Below are 17641 nucleotides of genomic sequence, written 5' to 3' on the forward strand. Positions count from 1 at the left end.
CTTTCCGCACATTCTACGGTGGAATGGCAGGGTGAAATCGGCCACGCGCCCCCGAGCGGAGATGCTCTCCACTAATCTCGGGTGTACGTGAACCATGATCAGGGGCACGTGAGGTGCCGCCGGGCTCCACCCCGGCGGCACCACCCCTGAAGCAGTGACCAGGAGCGCGTGGTCTGCGTCAGGCGGCCTCCGAGGTGTTGTCGGCGCGAGCGATCTCGTAGACACCGCGGGAGACCTTGACTACAAGGCCCTTGCGCGCGAGGCGATTCAGGGCCGTTCGGACGTTCTCGGTGGGCCGCTTTGAGCTGCGCAACTTGTCGGTTCTTCCCTGATCTCTCAGGCGGTTGATGGCTTCCAGGACGTCACTGACGCGCAGGGGCCGGTTCGCGCTTGCCATGAGGTTCATGATCAGGTCCGGAAGCGTTGCCGTGCCTGACTCGTTATCGACTTCCGTCATGGCAGGCTGAGGATCGTCTGTTGGGGTGAGGTCCTCAGCCTCTGCGTCCTGACCCTCGACGGTTTCGCCCTCAGTCGCTTCGCGTGGTTGCTGCGGAGAGACGCCCAGGTCGGGCAGCGACTCGATGAGTGACGCGTAGAGGGCCTCGAGACGGGCCAGGCGCCCCTCGGCTTGGGCGAGTTGCGATCGCAGAGTGGAACAGCCCTCGTGCTGCTCCTTCATCTGCTCGTGCACCAAGGTCAGGGTGTCCAGCACGGCGGAATGCGCGCCTGATTCCATCGGCATGCTTCCTCCTGTGTCACGGCCAACATCAACCAGGCGCAAGCGTAGGGGACTTGTCGGGTATGACGGGCCAAGATCCAGGAAATCCGGCGTCGGAAAACAGACCTTGCCAGACACGGTCGGTTCTGGACTGCACGCGACGGTTGCAACCGACCAGGTGCCTTGTCTGGTTGCTACTGCCGGACTGCCTGGAAGCGAGCCTGACGGGTCGGTGTCTCCTGCCGTTGTGCGTGCTTGGGGCGGATGTACCAGTCGGCCATGCGAGCCGGCTCGGCGTAGCTCGACTGGGGTTGCGTCCGCAGCGCCGGGGCGGGTGCCGAGACGCTCGTGCCTGGACTGTGCGATCGACGTACTGAAGTCCCTGAGGGGTGCCGGCATTTGCTATCCGCTGGCTGTGACGGCCTCTGATTGCAGAGCGATCCGGCGAGCTGCGGCGGCAGTAATCTGCTCGGGCCCGAACTCGGCGACCAAGCGGTCCAGCAGCGTGTTCAGACGCGCGGCCTCATCGGCTCGATCTCGGGACATGCCGTCCCGCAGGGCCCGAGTCGCGTACTCATCCGGATCCTGCCCGGAGGCTGCAGCGGCATCTCGCACCCTCGCGTAGACCTCGTCGCTTACTTGCACACTGAGCAAGTGCATGCCGTCCTTGCCAGGATATGCGGTGGACAAGGTGTCGATGGGCAGCAGGTCGCCCAGTGCGGCCCAGACGCCGCTCAGAGCAACCTGCCGGTTCGCAGTGCTGATCACGGTGAGCAGACGGGTCCGGTCGGCCGAAACCGCCAGCGGGATTGGGCATTTGTGTCGGGCAGCCCTGAGCTCTCTCTTGAGGGCTGGGCGAATCAAGGTGACCTCGATGGCGTGCACTGGCATGGCCGCTCCTTGTGGGGGATCTATAGGGGAGTCCGTCGATGGGAGCAGTCGGAGACGAGTCATCGCCCGCAATTGGCCAGACGTCGCCGACGGTCTTCGACGGATCTCAGAAGAGCGTGATCGGTCCGGCCGGCAGCCACCCGTCGAGGTAGCCGTCGACGAGATCGGTGGTGCGGTCGGAGTGGGGTTCCCGAAGGACATCGTCAAGTACTGCCCGCGGCGTCCACCGAGCCTTCAGGTCGGGGAGGTCGGTGGCGAATGGGGCAGAGAGCATTGGGGGGCCGATGCGCGCGAGGAAGACGTGCTCCTCCACCCGTACGGCCGATGTGCCGTCCGGAGGACGGGCCCAGCGTCGCCCGATTACGGAGCCCCAACGCACGGCTCGCCCTCCGAAGTAGCGTTCCGCCACTCGAGCAGCGGCTTCCGCGTAGGACTCCGTCGATCTGAGGGAACTTTGAGGCAAGGCCCAATGCGACGGATCCGAATCAGGGCACGGGAAAAGAGCCACCCTCTCATCAGTGTCGATCGCGACGAGGGTGGCCATGCGGCGAAATCGAGGAGCAAGGACATCCATGAGAGCAGCATCGAACGCGGCTAGACAAATAGCCACTGGGTTGAGCCGGGAGAGCGGTCGATGCCATATGTCAAGTGACTGCCGATTCTGGTGTGCGACGCTTCGTGCGGCCAGAGCGTCGGGCCAGGCCGAGGTTGTCCGTAGAAGGCTGGCTCGACCGGTCGTGTTCGGTGGTAAGCAGCAGCGGGATCCCGCTCAGCAGAACATCCTCCGAGTCCCGTCCAGTGCCGTGCGGCCGATGTAGTGCGGGCTGGCGCGCTTCGGGGGCATCCGCCGATGTTGCGCCGGTTTGAGCACCGAGAACCGCATCAACCGGGCATCGGGAGGGCGCCGTCCCGTGCCAGCGGGCGCGGCCAGGACACCGTTGCCCTGCGGCACCTCATCGTGCGGGCGCGATCTGCCTGCGGACCTCAGGGTTCGCGTTTGACTCGAACAAATCTACGGCGTAAATTGAGCAATGTTCAAGTTGTACGGTGTTCAAGTTTGGGATGAGGGGTGTTGCGATGACGACCGCCACGTCGGTTGCCTTCCGGCCCGGGAGGGCGCTGCTGGCGCTCTCCCTCTCGGTGGCCGTGGTTCTTCTGGGGAGCACCATCCTCAATGTGGCGCTTCCACAGATGCAGAAGGCACTCGGTGCCGGGGCCACGGGCCAGCAGTGGATTCTGAACGCGTACACGTTGACCTTCGCGGGCTTTCTGCTGGTCGCGGGGAACGCGGGCGACCGGTTCGGGCTCAAGCGTCTGCTGGTCTGGGGCACGGCAGGATTCGCGCTCACCACTGCGATCGCCGGGTGCCTGGACTCGGTTGCCTGGGTGATCGTCATGCGCGCACTGACCGGCGTTGCCGCGGCGACCATCATGCCGACCAGCCTTGCGGCGATCCTCCGGATCTTCCCGGCGGAGAACCGGGCCCGGGCGATCACGATCTGGGCCGCGGCGTCCGGTCTTTCCCTCTCACTCGGTCCACTGCTGGGCGGGGTCATGCTCAGCGCAGGGCTCTGGTGGGGTTCAGTCCTCGAACTGGTTGCCGCATTCGCCGTGCTCGCACTCCTGGCGACGATCTTCTGGGTCCCGGAGGTCGCGGGAAGCGGTTCGGGTGACCTCCGCGTTCAGCCGGTGGCCGGCTCGCTCGCCGGAATCTCCCTGCTGGTCTACGGAGTGATCCACGTCAACGAGGGCGGATGGGTCACGGCCGGCACCCTGGTGCCCCTGATGGCGGGCATCGTCGTTCTGCTGGGTCTGGTCGTCACGGAGATCCGTCATCACGAGCCCTTGGTCGACATTGCCCTCTTCCGGCACCCGTCGTTCACCATCGCGGCGACGGCGCTGACCCTCGGCTCATTCGTCGTCTTCGGCTACCTGTACGTCGACACCTTCTACCTCCAGGAGGAACGGGGCTTCTCGCCGCTGCAGACCGGGCTTCTGCTGCTTCCGCTCTCGGCGGGACTCGTATTGGGCGCGCCGCTGTCGCGGCGGTTGTCTCAGCGGATGGGCGCGCGGTTCGCACTGGCAATGGGGCTCGGCCTGATGGCTGTCGCATTCGTCGGCATGGTCGGTCTCGGTGCGCATACCAACGTCACCTGGTTCATACTCGAAGCCTTTGTGCTGCAGTTCGGTTTCGCGCTGGTGCTGTCTCCGGGAATGACGCTGGCCTCCTCCTCCGTGCCGCCGCAGCGAGCAGGCGCTGGATCCGCGCTGCTGAACACCCTGCGCCAGTTGGGCAGCGCGCTGGGCGTCGCGGTCCTGGGATCGATCCTGTGGTCTCACTTCGCGGGCGGCATGGACGCCCGGCTCGCCAATGTCCCGGCAGGTGTGCGCGAGGCCGCCTCTTCCTCGCTGACCTCCGCCCTGGCGACGGGTAACCGCGCCGCCCTTCAAGCGGCCGGGCCGTCCTTCCTCGGTGCGATGCACACCGTTTCCCTTGTCGCGGCCGGCGTGTCGGCGGTCGCCGTGATGGCCACGGTCTTCTTGGGCATGGGCAGCCGATCCCGAGTCCCGCAGCAGCCGACGGCCGAGGCCGCACGCGAACTGGTCTGGACGGGCCGGTGAGCGGCTTGCCACCACCCAGCCGGCTCCCAGGCCGAACCTCATCAGGCGGTGCCTCACCGACCGAGCATTAAGGTGGGCCTCCGGAGGTTCGTGTGTTCGCTCGTACGCACCCGGTGGCCGCCAGCCGTCCGGCACCACCGAACACTCCAGGACCACGCTCTCAGAAGGAACAGCACCATGCGTTTGAGTCGCGCGATAGTTCTCAGCAGGGCGCTTGAACTGCTTGACGAAGCGGGCCTGGAAGCGCTGACCATGCGCAAACTCGCCACGGCGCTCGACGTGCACGTCGGCGCCCTGTACTGGCACTTCGACGACAAGAAGGCACTGCTGGACGCCATGGCGGAGGAGATCCTGTCCGGGATCGCCGCTCCCGACCCCTCGTGGGAATGGCGAGCACGGCTGACAGGTCTGGCCGGTGCGCTGCGCCAAGCCATGTGCTCACGTCGCGAAGGCGCACGACTGGTCGCGGGAACGTTTGTGGTGCAGCCGAACACCCTACGTACCGGACGGGCGCTCACGGCCACGCTGCTGGACGCCGGCGTCGTCCCGGAGCGCGCACCAACGCTTGCTTTCGCGCTCTTCTACTACGTGCTCGGCCACACCATCGAGGAGCAGGCTCGCGACAGCATCCCGCAGGAGTCATTCGAGGCCATGTTGTCCGAGGCCGAGGCTGAGGCCGCCCGCGCAGGCGAAGACCCCGATACGTCACTGCGGGCCATGTACGCCGTCGACGCGGGCGAGCGCTTTTTCAGCGGCCTGAATGTTTTCCTCGACGGGCTGGCAGCCGAGGGGGCGCAGCGGCCGCACCGGCCGAGTTGACCCTTGGTCCAGGCATGGGCGTCGACGACCCAGGTGCGCGCCCGTTTTCATGCCGCCACCTTGTATTGAAGGGCTGCCCGAAGTCGTCAAAAGCGACTGTCCCCGTACTTGGCGAACCGGCTCGCCGCCATTGATGAACGCCCCTGGCCCAGGGGACATCAACGGCGGTGCGAACCGACTCCGCGGTCAGGAGGAATGATAGGAACCGGAGGCCGCCGCGTCGGTGATCTGGCGAGGCGTCGTTCCCAGCCACCAGGCCGGGTGGGCGGATCCCTTCGTGGTGCGGCCGTCATTGTGGACGTAGTAGCGCTCATCGCGGCCCGGGGTACTCAGCTCTCCCGCCAGCGCCCGCTCGAGCCATTCGGCCCCGAAGCGGAAGACTTCTGCCGCGGTACCGCCCAGTGGATGGAACTCGTTCTCGTAGACGCGCATCTCCTTGGGCGCCCGGACTCGCTCGTATGTGGCGAGAGCCTGCTCCAACTGGGTGAGTTCGTCGAACTCGCCGATCCCCATCAGCAGTGGACACGTGATGTCCGAGACAAGAGCGCCCAGGGGCATGCGCTGCGCCAACTCCGCGTCGAAGAGATCCTCGTCGGTGTAGCCGGACATGTACATGTAGTTGTTCTTGAAGCTGGGCTGCGCCCGTTCGAAGATCGTCTCGAAGTCACCGGAGACCGCCTCGAAAGTTGCCACGGCGGCGAGCCGGGAGTCGGTCGCCGCCGCACGCATGCCCCAGTAGCCGCTCATGCTGATCCCGAACATGCCGATGCGCCGGGCGTCGACCTCAGGCAGCTCCGCCAGGTAATCGATGTAACGACCGATGGCCCGCTCGTAGTTGGTCAGGTCCACCGCCAAACCGCCCGCACGCGACTCGCCCTGGCCCGGCCCCTCGATGGACAGGGCCACCACGCCGCGGGAGGTGTAGTACCGCTCGGCGGCGTAAATGTAGTCCTCCTTGATCATGTCCATTCCGGGGCCGAGGATTACGGTGGGCGCACCTCGTACCTCGCCGGCGGGCAGGTGGAGCAAGGCATAGATGTGCTTGCCCTCGAAGTCGAGGCCCGCCCGGCGCACCCGGTTGCCGCGCAGCTCGGAGAGACGGGCCACACAGTGATTGCACCGGTCACGGAACGCGGTCTTGCGGGGGTCTCCCGCGTCGAAGACGGAGTACTGGGCCCGCCCCCACATCACGGCCCCACGCAGATACAGATCCGCAGCCGTCTGGGCGAAGCCCTCCGCCTCATGGTGCGTCGCGCGCTCCTCCGCCTGGGCGGCCACGGTGGCCCAAGCCTTGGGAAGCATCGCGCCGCTACGGACCTGCGCGAAGACCTTGTCGAAGTCGGTGTGATCGTGACCCAGCTGTTCCATGGTGCCCTTGGCGGCCGGGTGCAGTGCGTCGAAGCCGCCCTGGGCGATGGCGATGTCGAGTGCCCAGTTCTGTCCGGTGGAGCGCGCGGTCATGACGGATCCTCTCGTTCGACCCCCACCTTCGTCCCAGAGGACATCTTCTCCCGTCGTTTTATCCTTCTATGCGCGCTTGGACCGGAGTGTCGCCCGTCGAGCAAAGGCCGTTCACCGACGTCGAGAGAGCCGGAGCGCATTGCCACGTCGGCGGACAGGCGCGGGGAGTATCAGGCACGTCTGAGCTCGAACAAGGTGTGCCTCGTAAGTTGGCCGGGCCAAGCTCGACTCGACGAGCTATGCGACGGACAGCCCGTCAGGACGACGTTCCGGCCGCACATGAAGTGCTCGTGCGCCGCGGGTCAGCGCTGGAGGATCTCGACCAGGCGGGGGACCTGGGACGTCATGCCCTGGTGCACGAAGTCCGTGAGGTCCGCGAGGGACTCCGCGCGGTGCGTCTCCAGGCCGTAGCCGCGGGCGAGGTCCAGGACGTCGACGCCGGAGATGTCGAGGTAGTCGCCCTTGGGGACGTGCAGGATCTCGGAGAACTCCTCCAGGGCCCGGTATCGGCGGTTGGTGCAGACCACGTACGTCACCGGCACCCGGTAGCGGGCGGCGCTCCACAGGGCGGAGGTGGTGTACTGCATCGCGCCGTCCCCGATCAGGGCGACGACGGGCCGCTCGGGGCGGCCCAGCCGCAGTCCGATCGCGGCGGGCAGGCCCCAGCCGAGGCCGCCGGCGGCCGGGTAGAACAGCGACTTGGGCCGGGTGAGGGTGAGGCGGTCGCGGATCATGTCCGCCGAGGTCCACTCCAGCGCGATGACGGTGTCGTCGGTCGTGCCGGCGTCGATCGCGTCGAGGATGGCCTCCGCGGTGAACGCCGGCCCGGTGGTGTCCGCCTCGGGGAGGGTCCGTTCCGGGGGCCAGGAGCGGTCGCTCGGCGCGACAGCGTCGGCGAGGCGGACCAGTGCGTCGGACGGATCACCGACGCTGATGCGCCCGACCGGGGCACGCGCGGCTTCGTCGGGGTCGTCGGTGACCCCGTACAGGCGGACGCCCGGCGGCAGGAAGTCACTGCCGCTGGGCGCGTGGTAGCGGAAGACCGGTGCTCCGACGCAGAGGACCACGTCGTACCCGGCGAGGGTGTCGGCGACGGCACCGACGGCGGACGGCAGCTGGCCCTGGTAGCAGCGGTGCCGGGTCGGGAACGGGGCCCGCGGCGGGCTGGGTGCCACCCACACCGGCAGGCGGGCCCGCTCGGCGAGGGCCACCGCGGCCCGGTATCCCGCCTCGGTGTCGGCGCCGGGCCCCAGGACCAGCGCCGGTGACGTCGCCCGGTCCAGGGCTTCGACCAGCATGGTGAGCGTTCGCGGGGCCAGTACCGGGGCGCCGTCCACCACCCGCTCCAGGAGGTGGGTCAGGGCGCTCTGCTCAGCGGGCTCGGTCCAGTCGTCCAGCGGGACCGACAGGTAGGCCACGCCGCGGGGCGCGGAGTCGGCGAGCATCAGGGCCTTGGAGACCAGCGCGGGCCCGTCCTGCGGCCGCAACGGCTCACCGGACCACTTCACCAGCGGGTCGCACAGCTTGGTCGGGTCGACGTTGGTGAGCATCGCCCCCACCGGGACGTAGCGGCGCGCCTGCTGACCCGCCATGACGACCATCGGCGTGTGGCAGGCGGCGGTATTGGTCATGCAGCCCATCGCGTTGCCGGTGCCGGACGCGGCGTGCAGGTTCAAGAACCCCGTGGTGTCCGTGGCCTGGGCGTAGCCGTCCGCCATGGCGATCGCGGCGCCCTCCTGGAGGACCAAGTAGTAGGGGATGTTCTCGGGCAGGCCGGTGAGGAACGACAGCTCGTTGGACCCGGGATTGCCGAAGACGGCGCTCACGCCGTGATGGCGCAGGACGCGGTAGAAGGCATCGCTGACGGTCGCCATGAGCGGCCCCTTGCCCAGAGTGATCGAGCCCGTCCCACGACCGTAGGAGCGGTGTGCGTAAAGGGCAAATCGGGCGTGAACAGACAGCCCGACCAACTCGCCTCACATGCAGTGGTGACAGAACGGCACGAATAGAGCAGCCCTGCGGCTCAAGCGAACCCGGTACAGGTCAGCCATTGGCGCGCTTCCCGCCGGTAGGGCTCCTCATCGGTGTCGGGTATCGGTGCTTTGTCGCGGAGCGCCGGCCCACCTCTCCTACTTCGAGTAGCCGGCCAGGGCTCTGTCGAGCAGCGCTTCCGACTCGTCCAGAAAGCGCCGCGCGTATCCCAAGTCGAGTCCACGCGAGGGCAGGATGGGCGTGCCCTTCCTGCCGAACAGGTCGCCGCTGCGGCCCTCCAACTCCGGGGTGAACAGGAGAGGTACCATGCGGCGGGCGTAGGACTGCGGGGACGGGGCCAGAACGCCGATGAGACCCTCCACCACTCGGTGCGTCGCACTTCCTTCGCCGAGCAGGTTCGCGCGGATGTCCGTCCTGATGACTCCCGGCGCCATGCCGAAATAGGCCGGGCCGGGAAAGCGAGAGTGTGCCGCCGTCACCAGCGCCTCATTTCCGGCGAGGGTATTGCCGTGCGCCCGCATGGCCGAATAGTGGTGCTCGGAGTTCAGGTCGGCGAGCGTGCCGGTCTCCCCCCACCCCGGCGAGCCCATGACGAACACCCGCGGGCGGAAGGTGTCATCGCCTCGGGCGGAGCCGAGTCGTCCCGTGAGTCCCCGCAGGATGGCCAGCCGATTCAGAAAACTGACCGCCATGTCCCGTTCCACCCCATCGAGGGTCTCCTCACGAACTCTGGCGGCGAAGGTTCCGGTCGTGAACAGGAGGACATCGCAGTCCTCCACGGACAGTTCACGGCCGATCCGCTCGGCCTCCCGCAGGGAAGAGAGGTCGACAGGAACGAATGACCGTTGGTCCGATGGAGCATCGCGGAGAGTGCGGCCCACCACCGTGACTGCCGCACCACGGGCTAGGGACTGGGTGGCGATGGCGCGTCCCAGCCCATTCGTACCCCCAATCACGATCAGCCGACGTCCGGTCAGGTCCAGTTGTTCGATCGGGTCGAGATGCAGGCGCAGTGCGTGGTCCCGTCTCGGCGGCCTCATCCTGCCGGGCCTCGGCTCAGTGGCCAGACGTGCTGGGGACGTGTCCATGGTGATCCTTCGTGACGCTTCGTAGGGGGTGGGACGGGTGGTTGCCAGCGACGAACACGATCAGCCCCTGCCGAGGGAATGCTCCGGGGCAAGCGTGCAGGTCTCTCAGGGCACGACCGGCTCGTCACTCACTCGGGCATGAATGCATCCGGCGCGTGGACCGCTGGCCCTTGGCGTGGCGCTGAAAGTCCGGAACTCCCTGGGCGGCACCGCCAGGGTGACGATGGGTCGCTGGTAGCTTCCACGAACCTGATAGCACCGTGGAGGTCAAGCCCAAGAGATGCACGCACCTGAACGGTTTGTCCGTACGCGATGTTCAGGCCGATCCGGTCGACCAGCCCAGCTCCGTGTGTCGATCTTCGCAAGAACTTCTGTCGCTGACATGGGGAGAACCCCCTATCTCTCCAGTCGGCCGGCCCAGCACCCCCTGCGACGGCTTGCGAGCGTAGGGATTCTTCCCCTGCCGTCACAGCAAGGTGACGTGCACTCGTGGTCAGGCTTCGGGAGCGGTTTCCAACCCGTACCTTTCGGATAGTTCAAAGCATGGGGCCGGTGAACCGCTCCGGTCCCCAAGTTGGCACCTGTACGCCGGGCCGTGGGTCATCGCCGCCCTCTATGAAGAGCTCCTCCGAACCTTCGGGGTGTAAAAGAAGAGCCTCCTGGCCGTGCTGAAGCCAATTTTCTTGAACCGGTGGGGACCTCAGGCGGCGTGGCCGCGCGGGACGCCACCGTCAGAAGGACTTCCTCAGCGTGCTGATGGTCGGACTGCCGGCCCGGCATGGTATGCCGGTCGCGGTATTGCGCAGCAGGCTTTTGACCAATGGCCCAGGATTTCCGCGCGGGCACCGGCGCGCAATCCGGGGACTACTGGCCTCCATTCCACGGAGTGATTGGGCGCTACGCGGGAATCAATTAGGATAATTCGCGCAACCAGGTATGAATTTTTACGTCCACGAAGACGGGGAAGTTTCCCGATGCCTTGGGGATTCCTGGGCGGGCAAGGTGGGGAGCGCCACCTGACGCAGGGGGGCGCCAAGAGCTCTGACACGAGTGTCGGAACGAACCATCGGCTGTCTGCTGCACAGCCACGAGTCGATGGCATGGGCCCCACTGTCGAAGGCGGACGGCACTGCTCCGGGCACCACAGTGGTGCGCTCGCCCTGGCCGGGGCTGCGCGCTTGACTGACAGGGCGGCTGCCGTGTCAGTTCACCTTTGCTACAGGCCGGCGGACGTAGATCTTTCGGGGGGCGGATGCGCTGTTGTGCATCACCTCGCCCCAGAGACGAAAAATCGGAGATGGACATGCACAACCGCAACATCGCGGCTCGACCGACACCCCGGCTGGGGCAACCCGTCTTGTTCCGACGGGCAACGGTAGTGACGATGAAGCCGCATGACGGCGTGCTGCGGGACACGGACGTGCTGGTCCGCAACTCCCGCATTGAGGCGGTGGGCCGCCACCTGGAGGTTCCTGCGGATGCCGCGGTCATCGAGGCATGCGGTGCCCTGTTGCTTCCAGGTTTCGTGGACACCCATAGGCATATGTGGCAGTCCGCCTTGCGCGGGGTGGGTGCTGACTGGACCCTTGGCAACTACGTCCAGTGGATCATGATCAAATGGGGTCACCTGTTCCGGCCGGAGGACATCTACGCCGCGAACTACATGAGCATGGTCGAGGCCGTGTACGACGGCGTGACCACGGTGCTCGACTACTCCCACGGTCTGCGGACGCCCGAGCACGCTGAAGCCGCCGTGGACGCGTTATTCGATGTGCCCGCCCGTGCCAGGTTCGCCTACGGCAACGCGTTGGCATCCGATCTGGGTTGGGTGGTCGACGGTCGGGTCGACGACATGCTCGACAGCAGGTTCAGCAGCACAGACCAGTTGGTGACCATGCAGCTGGCCCTCGATCGCATCAGTCCCACCGACGAGGCCAAGGCAGCTCTGGACTTCGCCCGGGCACGCGAACTCCCGATCATCTCCCATGCGGGAGTCTTCAAAGCCTACGAAGACGATCAGATCGGCTTCCTGCACGCATACGGGGCACTCTCGCCGAGCTACACGCTCGTGCACGGTGGCGCGCTCAGCGATGACGCCTTCCGTCTGATCGCCGACAGCGGTGCGCAGCTGTCCATCTCGGCGGAGAGCGAGGACAGCGCCGGGCAAGGCTATCCGCCTGTGTCCCAGGCACGGAGGTTCGGCGTCCCGATCTCCCTGTCGATGGACTCGGTCGCATGGTGGAGCGGTGACATGTTCTCCGCGATGAGGGCCACCCTCAACGCGGAACGGGCGATGGTGCATCACCTCGCCCACCAGCAGGGCAACGTCGTGGTCAACAACGACACCCGGGCGATGGACGTCCTGGAATACGCCACGCTCGGTGGTGCGCGGGCGCTCGGACTCGACGACGAGATCGGGTCCATTACGCCCGGCAAATTCGCCGATTTGGTTCTGCTACGCAACGACACCCCGGTCATGACAACCGTGCACAACCCGGCGGGCCACATTGTTTTCCAGGCCGGGCGTGGCGACGTGGACACCGTGATGGTCAATGGCCGGGTCCTGAAATACCAAGGCCGCTTGGTCGGCGTCGATCTCGACCGGGCTCGAAGCCTCGTCGCGCAATCGGTCGAGTACCTGCGCTCCAGGATCGGCGACGCCGAATGGGAAGAAGCGATGGTCCCGCCACCGTACGTCGCCCGCCAGGCGTGGTGATCACAATCCGTTTTGAAGCTGGCTGGGGAAGGGGCAGACCTGCGGGATCCCGGCCCCGTGGAAGCCGGCGCACCTCGGCGTCACGCGAAGGCCGTCTGCACCGACCAGCGGGACAAACAGGGCAAGCCGTCCAACCAGCCAGACCGATCAGGTCACAGGCGAATGGATGACAAGCCGGCAAGGACCAGGAGGGCCGGCACCTACCGTGCCCTCCGGCCCGATTGCAGTAACCGACTGAAAGCACCCGCGTAGTGACCACAGAACTGTGTTGCGAGAGAACGAGGTTGCAACACCGCGGGGGCGCAGCCGTCGAGCGCAGGCCCTGTGCACGTTTTTCCATTGCGAGTTCACTTTAAGTTCACCCTTCGAGGGGCTCGCCTGACAGGAGTGAGTAAATTGACAATCCCTATCGTCAGAAAATGGGGGCTCGTCGTAGCATCCCTCGCCGCGGCAGTGAGTGTTCTGTTCACCACCGTTGCAGCGAGCGCTGCGAGTTCCGCCCTCCCCAACGAAGAATCGCAGATATACAACGAGCAGGCTGGGGGGCAGAACGTTCGGGGCCGCGGCGCTGCTGAAGCGTATGACACCAATGGCAACCATATGACGGTGTGGCGCGCCCTGGACAACAATGCCATCTGGAGTTCCATCAACAACCAGCCGGCCGTGCAGATGGTCCCGGGCTCGGCGACGGCGACGCAGCCTTGGATAACCTCGGCGGGGGGCAACGGTTGGTGGGTTTTCCACACGGGTGGCGGCGGTCAGATATACGTGATGCGCGCCTACGCCGACGGATCACACAGTGGTTGGACGGCCATCTCCGGTACGACCACCGAGGATCTGCTGCCGGGTTCGGCATCGGCGGGTCCCGAGGGAAGTTTCATGATTGCCTGGCATGGGCGCGGCAATAACAACATCTCCGCCAGGTTCTACAACGGCTACGCATTCGGCGGCATCTACACCTTCCCCAACACGCAGTCGATGTACCCGCCGGCGGTCGCCTACAACTGGCAGTCGTCGCGGTACGTCATAGCCCATGTGGGCAGTGACAATCAGACATACACCGCATGGCAGGCATACGGGTACGGCGTCTGGAACGGGTGGTACAACCACGGGGGATCCGCGCGCTCCCAGCCTGCCCTGGCCGCGCTTCACAACGGCAACATGGAGCTTGCCATCCTCGGGGCCGATCTCGTCACATGGTCGCAGGAACTGAACAACTACGGGGTCGGCTACGGCGATGGCTTGGGTTGGAGCCGGGAGACCAGCGGAACAGGAACATTCTATCCGCCTGTTTTGGTCGAGAACAGGCCCAATGGTGCCGCGAGCACCATCTTCCTGCTCTTGACCGTCTGGGACAACTACAACATCGTCTACAAGCGAAACATGTTCGAGGGCCCGTGACCCCAGGGCTTGATCAAGTTCGCTGAGTGTCCTGGTCGTTGGTGATGCCCAGGATGGAGAGTGCTCGTTCTGGCTTGACCCGGTAGGGACGCAGGTCAGCGACGTGGCCCGGGTTCAGCGGGGCCAGCTTCAGCAGGACAGCGGGGACAGGAAAAGATACAGCGGCAGGCACGGGCCACCTCGTGATCAACTGGCTTAAGAGGCCACGATGATCACGAAGCTCGTGCCTGTACCGCTACCACCTCAGCCCACCGCCATCCGAACTCATCACACGAGCGCGGAATTTGCAGCCACCCTGTCGGTCTGTGTTGATGAGGAAAAGCTCCTTCGAATCTGTCAAGAGCCCGCAATCGCGCGACAAATGGCACGTTTTACGAAGGTGTGGCGAGACCGTGCCGGAAGGCGATGGCTGCTGCTTCGGTTCGGCCGGAGGCGCCGAGTTTGGCAAGGATATTGGACACGTGGGCGCCCGTGGTCTTCTCCGAGATGAACAGCTCCTTGGCGATTCGGTGATTCCTGTAACCGCGCGCCACCAGCTGCAGTACTTCGCACTCGCGTGGCGTCAGACCGAATCCGTTATGGGACCGGCTGGGTCTCTTGCCCATGGCTGTCCGGCGGCTGGAGGCTGCGGCAGCCGGCGCAGGGCCGACGTCCCGGGTGTGGAGTCGGCTGATATCGCTGATCAGAAGGCCTGCACCGAGGTTGGTCGCGAGGGCTTGGGCGCGGCTGAACCTGTCGTTCGCCTCGGATCGCCGTCGCGGTGCGGTGAGGAAGGCGCGGCCTTCGCCGAAGAGCGCACGGGCCGTCTCGTACGGGCGTCCGGCGTCTTCGAAAGCGGTGACTGCGGCCGACCACAGGTCCGGATCGTCCGCTCCTTCGATGCGTCGTACTTCGGCGCGAAGCAGGTGTGCGTAGGCGGCGGAGAGAGGCAGGACCGTGCTCAGCCGGTCCGCGGTGCGCCGTAGAGCAGTGGAAACCTTCGCTGCAACGCCACCAGGGGAGTCGATGGCGTCGCCCTCCATGGCTGCCGCGGTGCAGAGTAGCGGCAGTGACCAACTGAGCGGGAGGTCGCACAGCCCGGCGGTGTCCGCATGGAGGAATTCTCTCCGGGCGTCGTCGAGACGGCCCTGGCGTAGGGCGACCTCCAGGGAACAGTGACTGAACACCACTTGGAACTGCGCCGGCAACCGTTCCGTGCCACGCAGCTTTTCGGCGGCGGTCAAATGGACGATCGCGGATTGGAGGTCGCCGCGCAGCAGGAGACCGGCCGCTCGCAGCGTCGCGAATGCCGAGCGTGACAGTTGGGCGCGTGCGAGGGCGGTGGCCTCGTCGAGGGCTGAGTCGGCCTCGTCCCAGCGGCCCAGGGAGAGCAGACTGATCGCCCGGTTGGCCTGGACCCACCCTTCGCGGTTGGTGAGGCCGAGCGAGCGGCAGAGTTCAATGCCGTGGTCGGCCGCGGCGACGGCTTCCTGGGAGCGGCCCATGCCCTCGAGGATTGTTGGCAAGCTTTGGCTCACCCGTCCGGCGATGCCGAGTTCGCCCAGTTCCTCGGCTCGTTGGCGAATGGCGTAGAGCTCTGCGAGGACACCGCCGTCGGTATCCGTGTCCGCGTTCAGCAGGCACTGACACAGACGGGCGTGGAGTTCTTGTGTCTCGGCGCCTGCACGCGCGGCGTACCGTGCAGCTTCGACGGCGGGGGCTCGGTTTCTGGTGGAAGGACGGTGCAGCTCGTTCCAGATGGCGATGCGCACCAGCACTTCGGCTCCCACGACGGATGGAGGAAGGGCCTTGACGAGGCGCCACGCCGTCTGCACTTCGGGCCAGCCGTCTCCGCGGCTCAAGCCCTCGATGATCCGGGACCGCCGCGTCCAGAACCACGCTGCAGGTAGGGGCCGTTCTGCCTCGGCCTGGCTGAAGTGTTCCAGTGCAAGGTCGGTCAGGTGTAGCGCCTTGTGCAGGTTCCCACTGTGCACCGCAGCGGTGGCGGCCGTGGCGAGCAGCTCCGGCAGGCCGACCTGGGTCATGCCGTCCTCCTGCAAGGCACTGCAGGGATAGGTCTCCGGGCAGTGGATCGCGGGCAGATCCGCTGGCCGGACCTCCTCCGACATGTGGTTCCACCATTCGAGCGCCCGCTCCAGATGCCACAACTGTTCAGCGTGGGCAGAACGGTTGCGGGACTCCTCGGCCGCCGCAAGGCTCATACGCAGAGCTTTCCTCCCGTCCTGCGCCGCGTGCCAGTGCTGGGCGAGCCGTCCTGCTAGCTCCCCCTGCGGCACGAGTGTGGGATCCGCCTCCAGCACCTGTCCGTACTGACGATTGATCAGGTGCCGTTCGCCCGGCAGGAGGGTGTCGCCAACGGCTTCGCGGACCAATGCATGCCGGAACCGATAGTGCGCACCGCTCGGCTCGGGCGCCAGGACACGGGCGAGCACAGCCGCGCGCAGCGCCTCGATCAAGTCGACCTCGGACAGGCCCGCCACGGCCTTCAGAAGTGGGTAGCCGACGACGGCGCCACCCTCGGCAGCCGCGCGTACGACTTGCTGGCTCGCTTCGGGCAACGATTCCAGCCGGGTCAGCAACACGTCGTGCAGGCTGTTGAGTCCCGTCTGTACGTGGTCGCGGTGCGCGCGGGCCAATTCCTCGACGAAGAAGGCGTTGCCCTCCGAGCGGTCGTAGATGTCATCGACGACACGTGGGTCCGGTATGGCTCCGAAGATGCCGGTGAGCTGCCGGTTCACTTCTCCTCGCCCCAGGCGTGGTAGATCGACGCGGCTCACGGACCGTAGTCGGTCCAGTTCGGCGAGCAGTGGGCGCAGCGGGTGTCCGCGGTGGATGTCGTCGGAACGGTACGTCCCCAGCAAAATGAGCCGCCCGGTGCGCCGGGTACGGAAAAGGAAGCCCATCAAATTACGAGTGGAAGCATCGGCCCAATGCAGGTCTTCGATGACCAGCGCCACCAGCCGTTCGGACGCCAATGTCTCCAGAACGCGAGTGATGAGCGCGAACAGCCGTATTCCGTCGTCGTCTCTCGGATCAGCGGACGAGCCGGCGCCCATTTCCGGTATCACCCGGGCCAAAAGCTCTCCCTGCCCTGTGCTTGCGGCGCGTACTTCCTCGGGGAACCGTTGCCACAGCGTGCGCAGCGCCTCGGAGAACGGGGCAAGGGGGAGACCGTTGCCGCCGACCTCGATGCATCCGCCCACCGCCGCCACGGACGCCTCGGGATCCAGGGTGCTCAGCAGCTCCTCGATGAGTCGAGTCTTGCCGATCCCCGCCTCGCCCCGCACCAGCACCGCCTGCGGGTCACCCTCGTTCGCGGCCTCGGCTGCTCGCCTCAGCTCGGCCAGCTCGGTCTCCCGGCCCACGAAGACCGGACTCACGGGGATGTTCGCAGTGGACTGCACGTCCGCAAAAGACACAATGTTTCCAGGGTGGTCGTTCGATAACGCGTTGTAGCCGCCGTCGGCCGCTGACTGGGCCTTCTTCGACTGAGCGAGGCCCGGCCGGCTGGCCGGAGCCATGCGTTTCTCTCGCGATCCAGTCAGACGGGAAGGAGGCCATTACCGTGTTTCGTGATCGTGCGCAGCATCTGGTCGGGCGATTTTGGCCGCGCTCGTTCAGGCAACTTATGTCGCGCAGTGAGCGTAGTTCAAGATGATCTTCAGGCCGTTCCAGGCTGCCGTCCCGCTTGGAGAGCATCACGCCGCGTCGGGCCTGTGCGAAGACCGCCTCGTGGTTGGCGTGTGACGGAGAGTGTTCGGTCTGCCCGATGGAGAAGTCGGGCATGAGGGATTTCCTTGTTCGGCCCCTACCTCTGCCCGATCCACCACACGCACCGTGACCGGGGCGGAGACGGTGAGATCCCGGAACCCGGGGCCAGTGTGGCCCGTGCAGGACATGGGTGGTGCGCCGGCCGGTGCGAACGCACCGGCC

Annotated in this window: 11 protein-coding genes; 4 read left to right on the plus strand and 7 right to left on the minus strand. The window is 66.2% G+C overall.

All coding sequences use genetic code 11. The features are described from left to right. Positions 1–178 precede the first annotated feature (178 nt). The 3 genes from ACIP64_RS18265 to ACIP64_RS18275 all read right to left on the minus strand — a co-directional run bounded on the left by ACIP64_RS18265 (position 179) and on the right by ACIP64_RS18275 (position 1883). Positions 179–742: a hypothetical protein gene (locus ACIP64_RS18265; protein ID WP_401587472.1), complete on the minus strand. Its 564-nt coding sequence runs from the start codon at positions 740–742 to the stop codon at positions 179–181. Between the two features lie 378 nt (positions 743–1120). Then, positions 1121–1609, minus strand: coding sequence for a hypothetical protein (locus ACIP64_RS18270; protein ID WP_401587475.1), 489 nt, complete (start codon positions 1607–1609; stop codon positions 1121–1123). A 106-nt stretch (positions 1610–1715) separates the two neighbouring features. Continuing rightward, the gene (locus ACIP64_RS18275; protein ID WP_401587478.1) at positions 1716–1883 is read right to left on the minus strand and encodes a hypothetical protein; all 168 of its coding nucleotides are present in this window, start codon (positions 1881–1883) and stop codon (positions 1716–1718) included. Between the two features lie 803 nt (positions 1884–2686). On the opposite strand from ACIP64_RS18275, the gene ACIP64_RS18280 reads away from it, so the two are divergent. Continuing rightward, positions 2687–4231 carry an MFS transporter gene (locus ACIP64_RS18280; RefSeq protein ID WP_401587481.1) on the plus strand — a complete coding sequence of 515 codons (1545 nt, stop codon included), beginning with the start codon at positions 2687–2689 and terminating at the stop codon, positions 4229–4231. Positions 4232–4408: 177 nt separating this feature from the next. Continuing rightward, positions 4409–5050: a TetR/AcrR family transcriptional regulator C-terminal domain-containing protein gene (locus tag ACIP64_RS18285; protein WP_401587484.1), complete on the plus strand. Its 642-nt coding sequence runs from the start codon at positions 4409–4411 to the stop codon at positions 5048–5050. A gap of 186 nt (positions 5051–5236) precedes the next feature. On the opposite strand, the gene ACIP64_RS18290 is transcribed toward ACIP64_RS18285, so the two are convergent. The 3 genes from ACIP64_RS18290 to ACIP64_RS18300 all read right to left on the minus strand — a co-directional run bounded on the left by ACIP64_RS18290 (position 5237) and on the right by ACIP64_RS18300 (position 9591). Then, on the minus strand, positions 5237–6511 hold the full coding sequence (locus tag ACIP64_RS18290) for an alpha/beta hydrolase (RefSeq protein WP_401587486.1): 1275 nt from the start codon (positions 6509–6511) through the stop codon (positions 5237–5239). 302 nt (positions 6512–6813) lie between these two features. After that, complete coding sequence (gene mdlC, locus ACIP64_RS18295) at positions 6814–8385, minus strand: benzoylformate decarboxylase (protein WP_401587489.1); 1572 nt, start codon at positions 8383–8385, stop codon at positions 6814–6816. A 255-nt stretch (positions 8386–8640) separates the two neighbouring features. Next, positions 8641–9591, minus strand: coding sequence for an SDR family NAD(P)-dependent oxidoreductase (locus tag ACIP64_RS18300; protein WP_401587491.1), 951 nt, complete (start codon positions 9589–9591; stop codon positions 8641–8643). Positions 9592–10888: 1297 nt separating this feature from the next. Here ACIP64_RS18300 and ACIP64_RS18305 point away from each other — a divergent pair. Continuing rightward, positions 10889–12307, plus strand: coding sequence for an amidohydrolase family protein (locus ACIP64_RS18305; RefSeq protein WP_401587494.1), 1419 nt, complete (start codon positions 10889–10891; stop codon positions 12305–12307). 453 nt (positions 12308–12760) lie between these two features. Then, positions 12761–13708 (plus strand): hypothetical protein, encoded by a 948-nt coding sequence (locus ACIP64_RS18310; RefSeq protein WP_401587497.1) that lies wholly within the window; start codon positions 12761–12763, stop codon positions 13706–13708. A 371-nt stretch (positions 13709–14079) separates the two neighbouring features. Here ACIP64_RS18310 and ACIP64_RS18315 read toward each other — a convergent pair whose 3' ends face one another. Further along, positions 14080–17229 (minus strand): AAA family ATPase, encoded by a 3150-nt coding sequence (locus tag ACIP64_RS18315; RefSeq protein WP_401587500.1) that lies wholly within the window; start codon positions 17227–17229, stop codon positions 14080–14082. Between the last annotated feature and the right edge of the window lie 412 nt (positions 17230–17641).

It is taken from the genome of Streptomyces sp. NPDC088733, assembly GCF_044751185.1.
In the GTDB taxonomy this organism is placed as follows: Bacteria; Actinomycetota; Actinomycetes; order Streptomycetales; family Streptomycetaceae; genus Actinacidiphila.

Coding starts and splice junctions, on each gene's coding strand:
- ACIP64_RS18265 (WP_401587472.1), bottom strand. CDS start 742: ATGCCGATGGAATCAGGCGCGCATTCCGCCGTGCTGGACACCCTGACC.
- ACIP64_RS18270 (WP_401587475.1), bottom strand. CDS start 1,609: ATGCCAGTGCACGCCATCGAGGTCACCTTGATTCGCCCAGCCCTCAAG.
- ACIP64_RS18275 (WP_401587478.1), bottom strand. CDS start 1,883: ATGCTCTCTGCCCCATTCGCCACCGACCTCCCCGACCTGAAGGCTCGG.
- ACIP64_RS18280 (WP_401587481.1), top strand. CDS start 2,687: ATGACGACCGCCACGTCGGTTGCCTTCCGGCCCGGGAGGGCGCTGCTG.
- ACIP64_RS18285 (WP_401587484.1), top strand. CDS start 4,409: ATGCGTTTGAGTCGCGCGATAGTTCTCAGCAGGGCGCTTGAACTGCTT.
- ACIP64_RS18290 (WP_401587486.1), bottom strand. CDS start 6,511: ATGACCGCGCGCTCCACCGGACAGAACTGGGCACTCGACATCGCCATC.
- mdlC (WP_401587489.1), bottom strand. CDS start 8,385: ATGGCGACCGTCAGCGATGCCTTCTACCGCGTCCTGCGCCATCACGGC.
- ACIP64_RS18300 (WP_401587491.1), bottom strand. CDS start 9,591: ATGGACACGTCCCCAGCACGTCTGGCCACTGAGCCGAGGCCCGGCAGG.
- ACIP64_RS18305 (WP_401587494.1), top strand. CDS start 10,889: ATGGACATGCACAACCGCAACATCGCGGCTCGACCGACACCCCGGCTG.
- ACIP64_RS18315 (WP_401587500.1), bottom strand. CDS start 17,229: ATGGCTCCGGCCAGCCGGCCGGGCCTCGCTCAGTCGAAGAAGGCCCAG.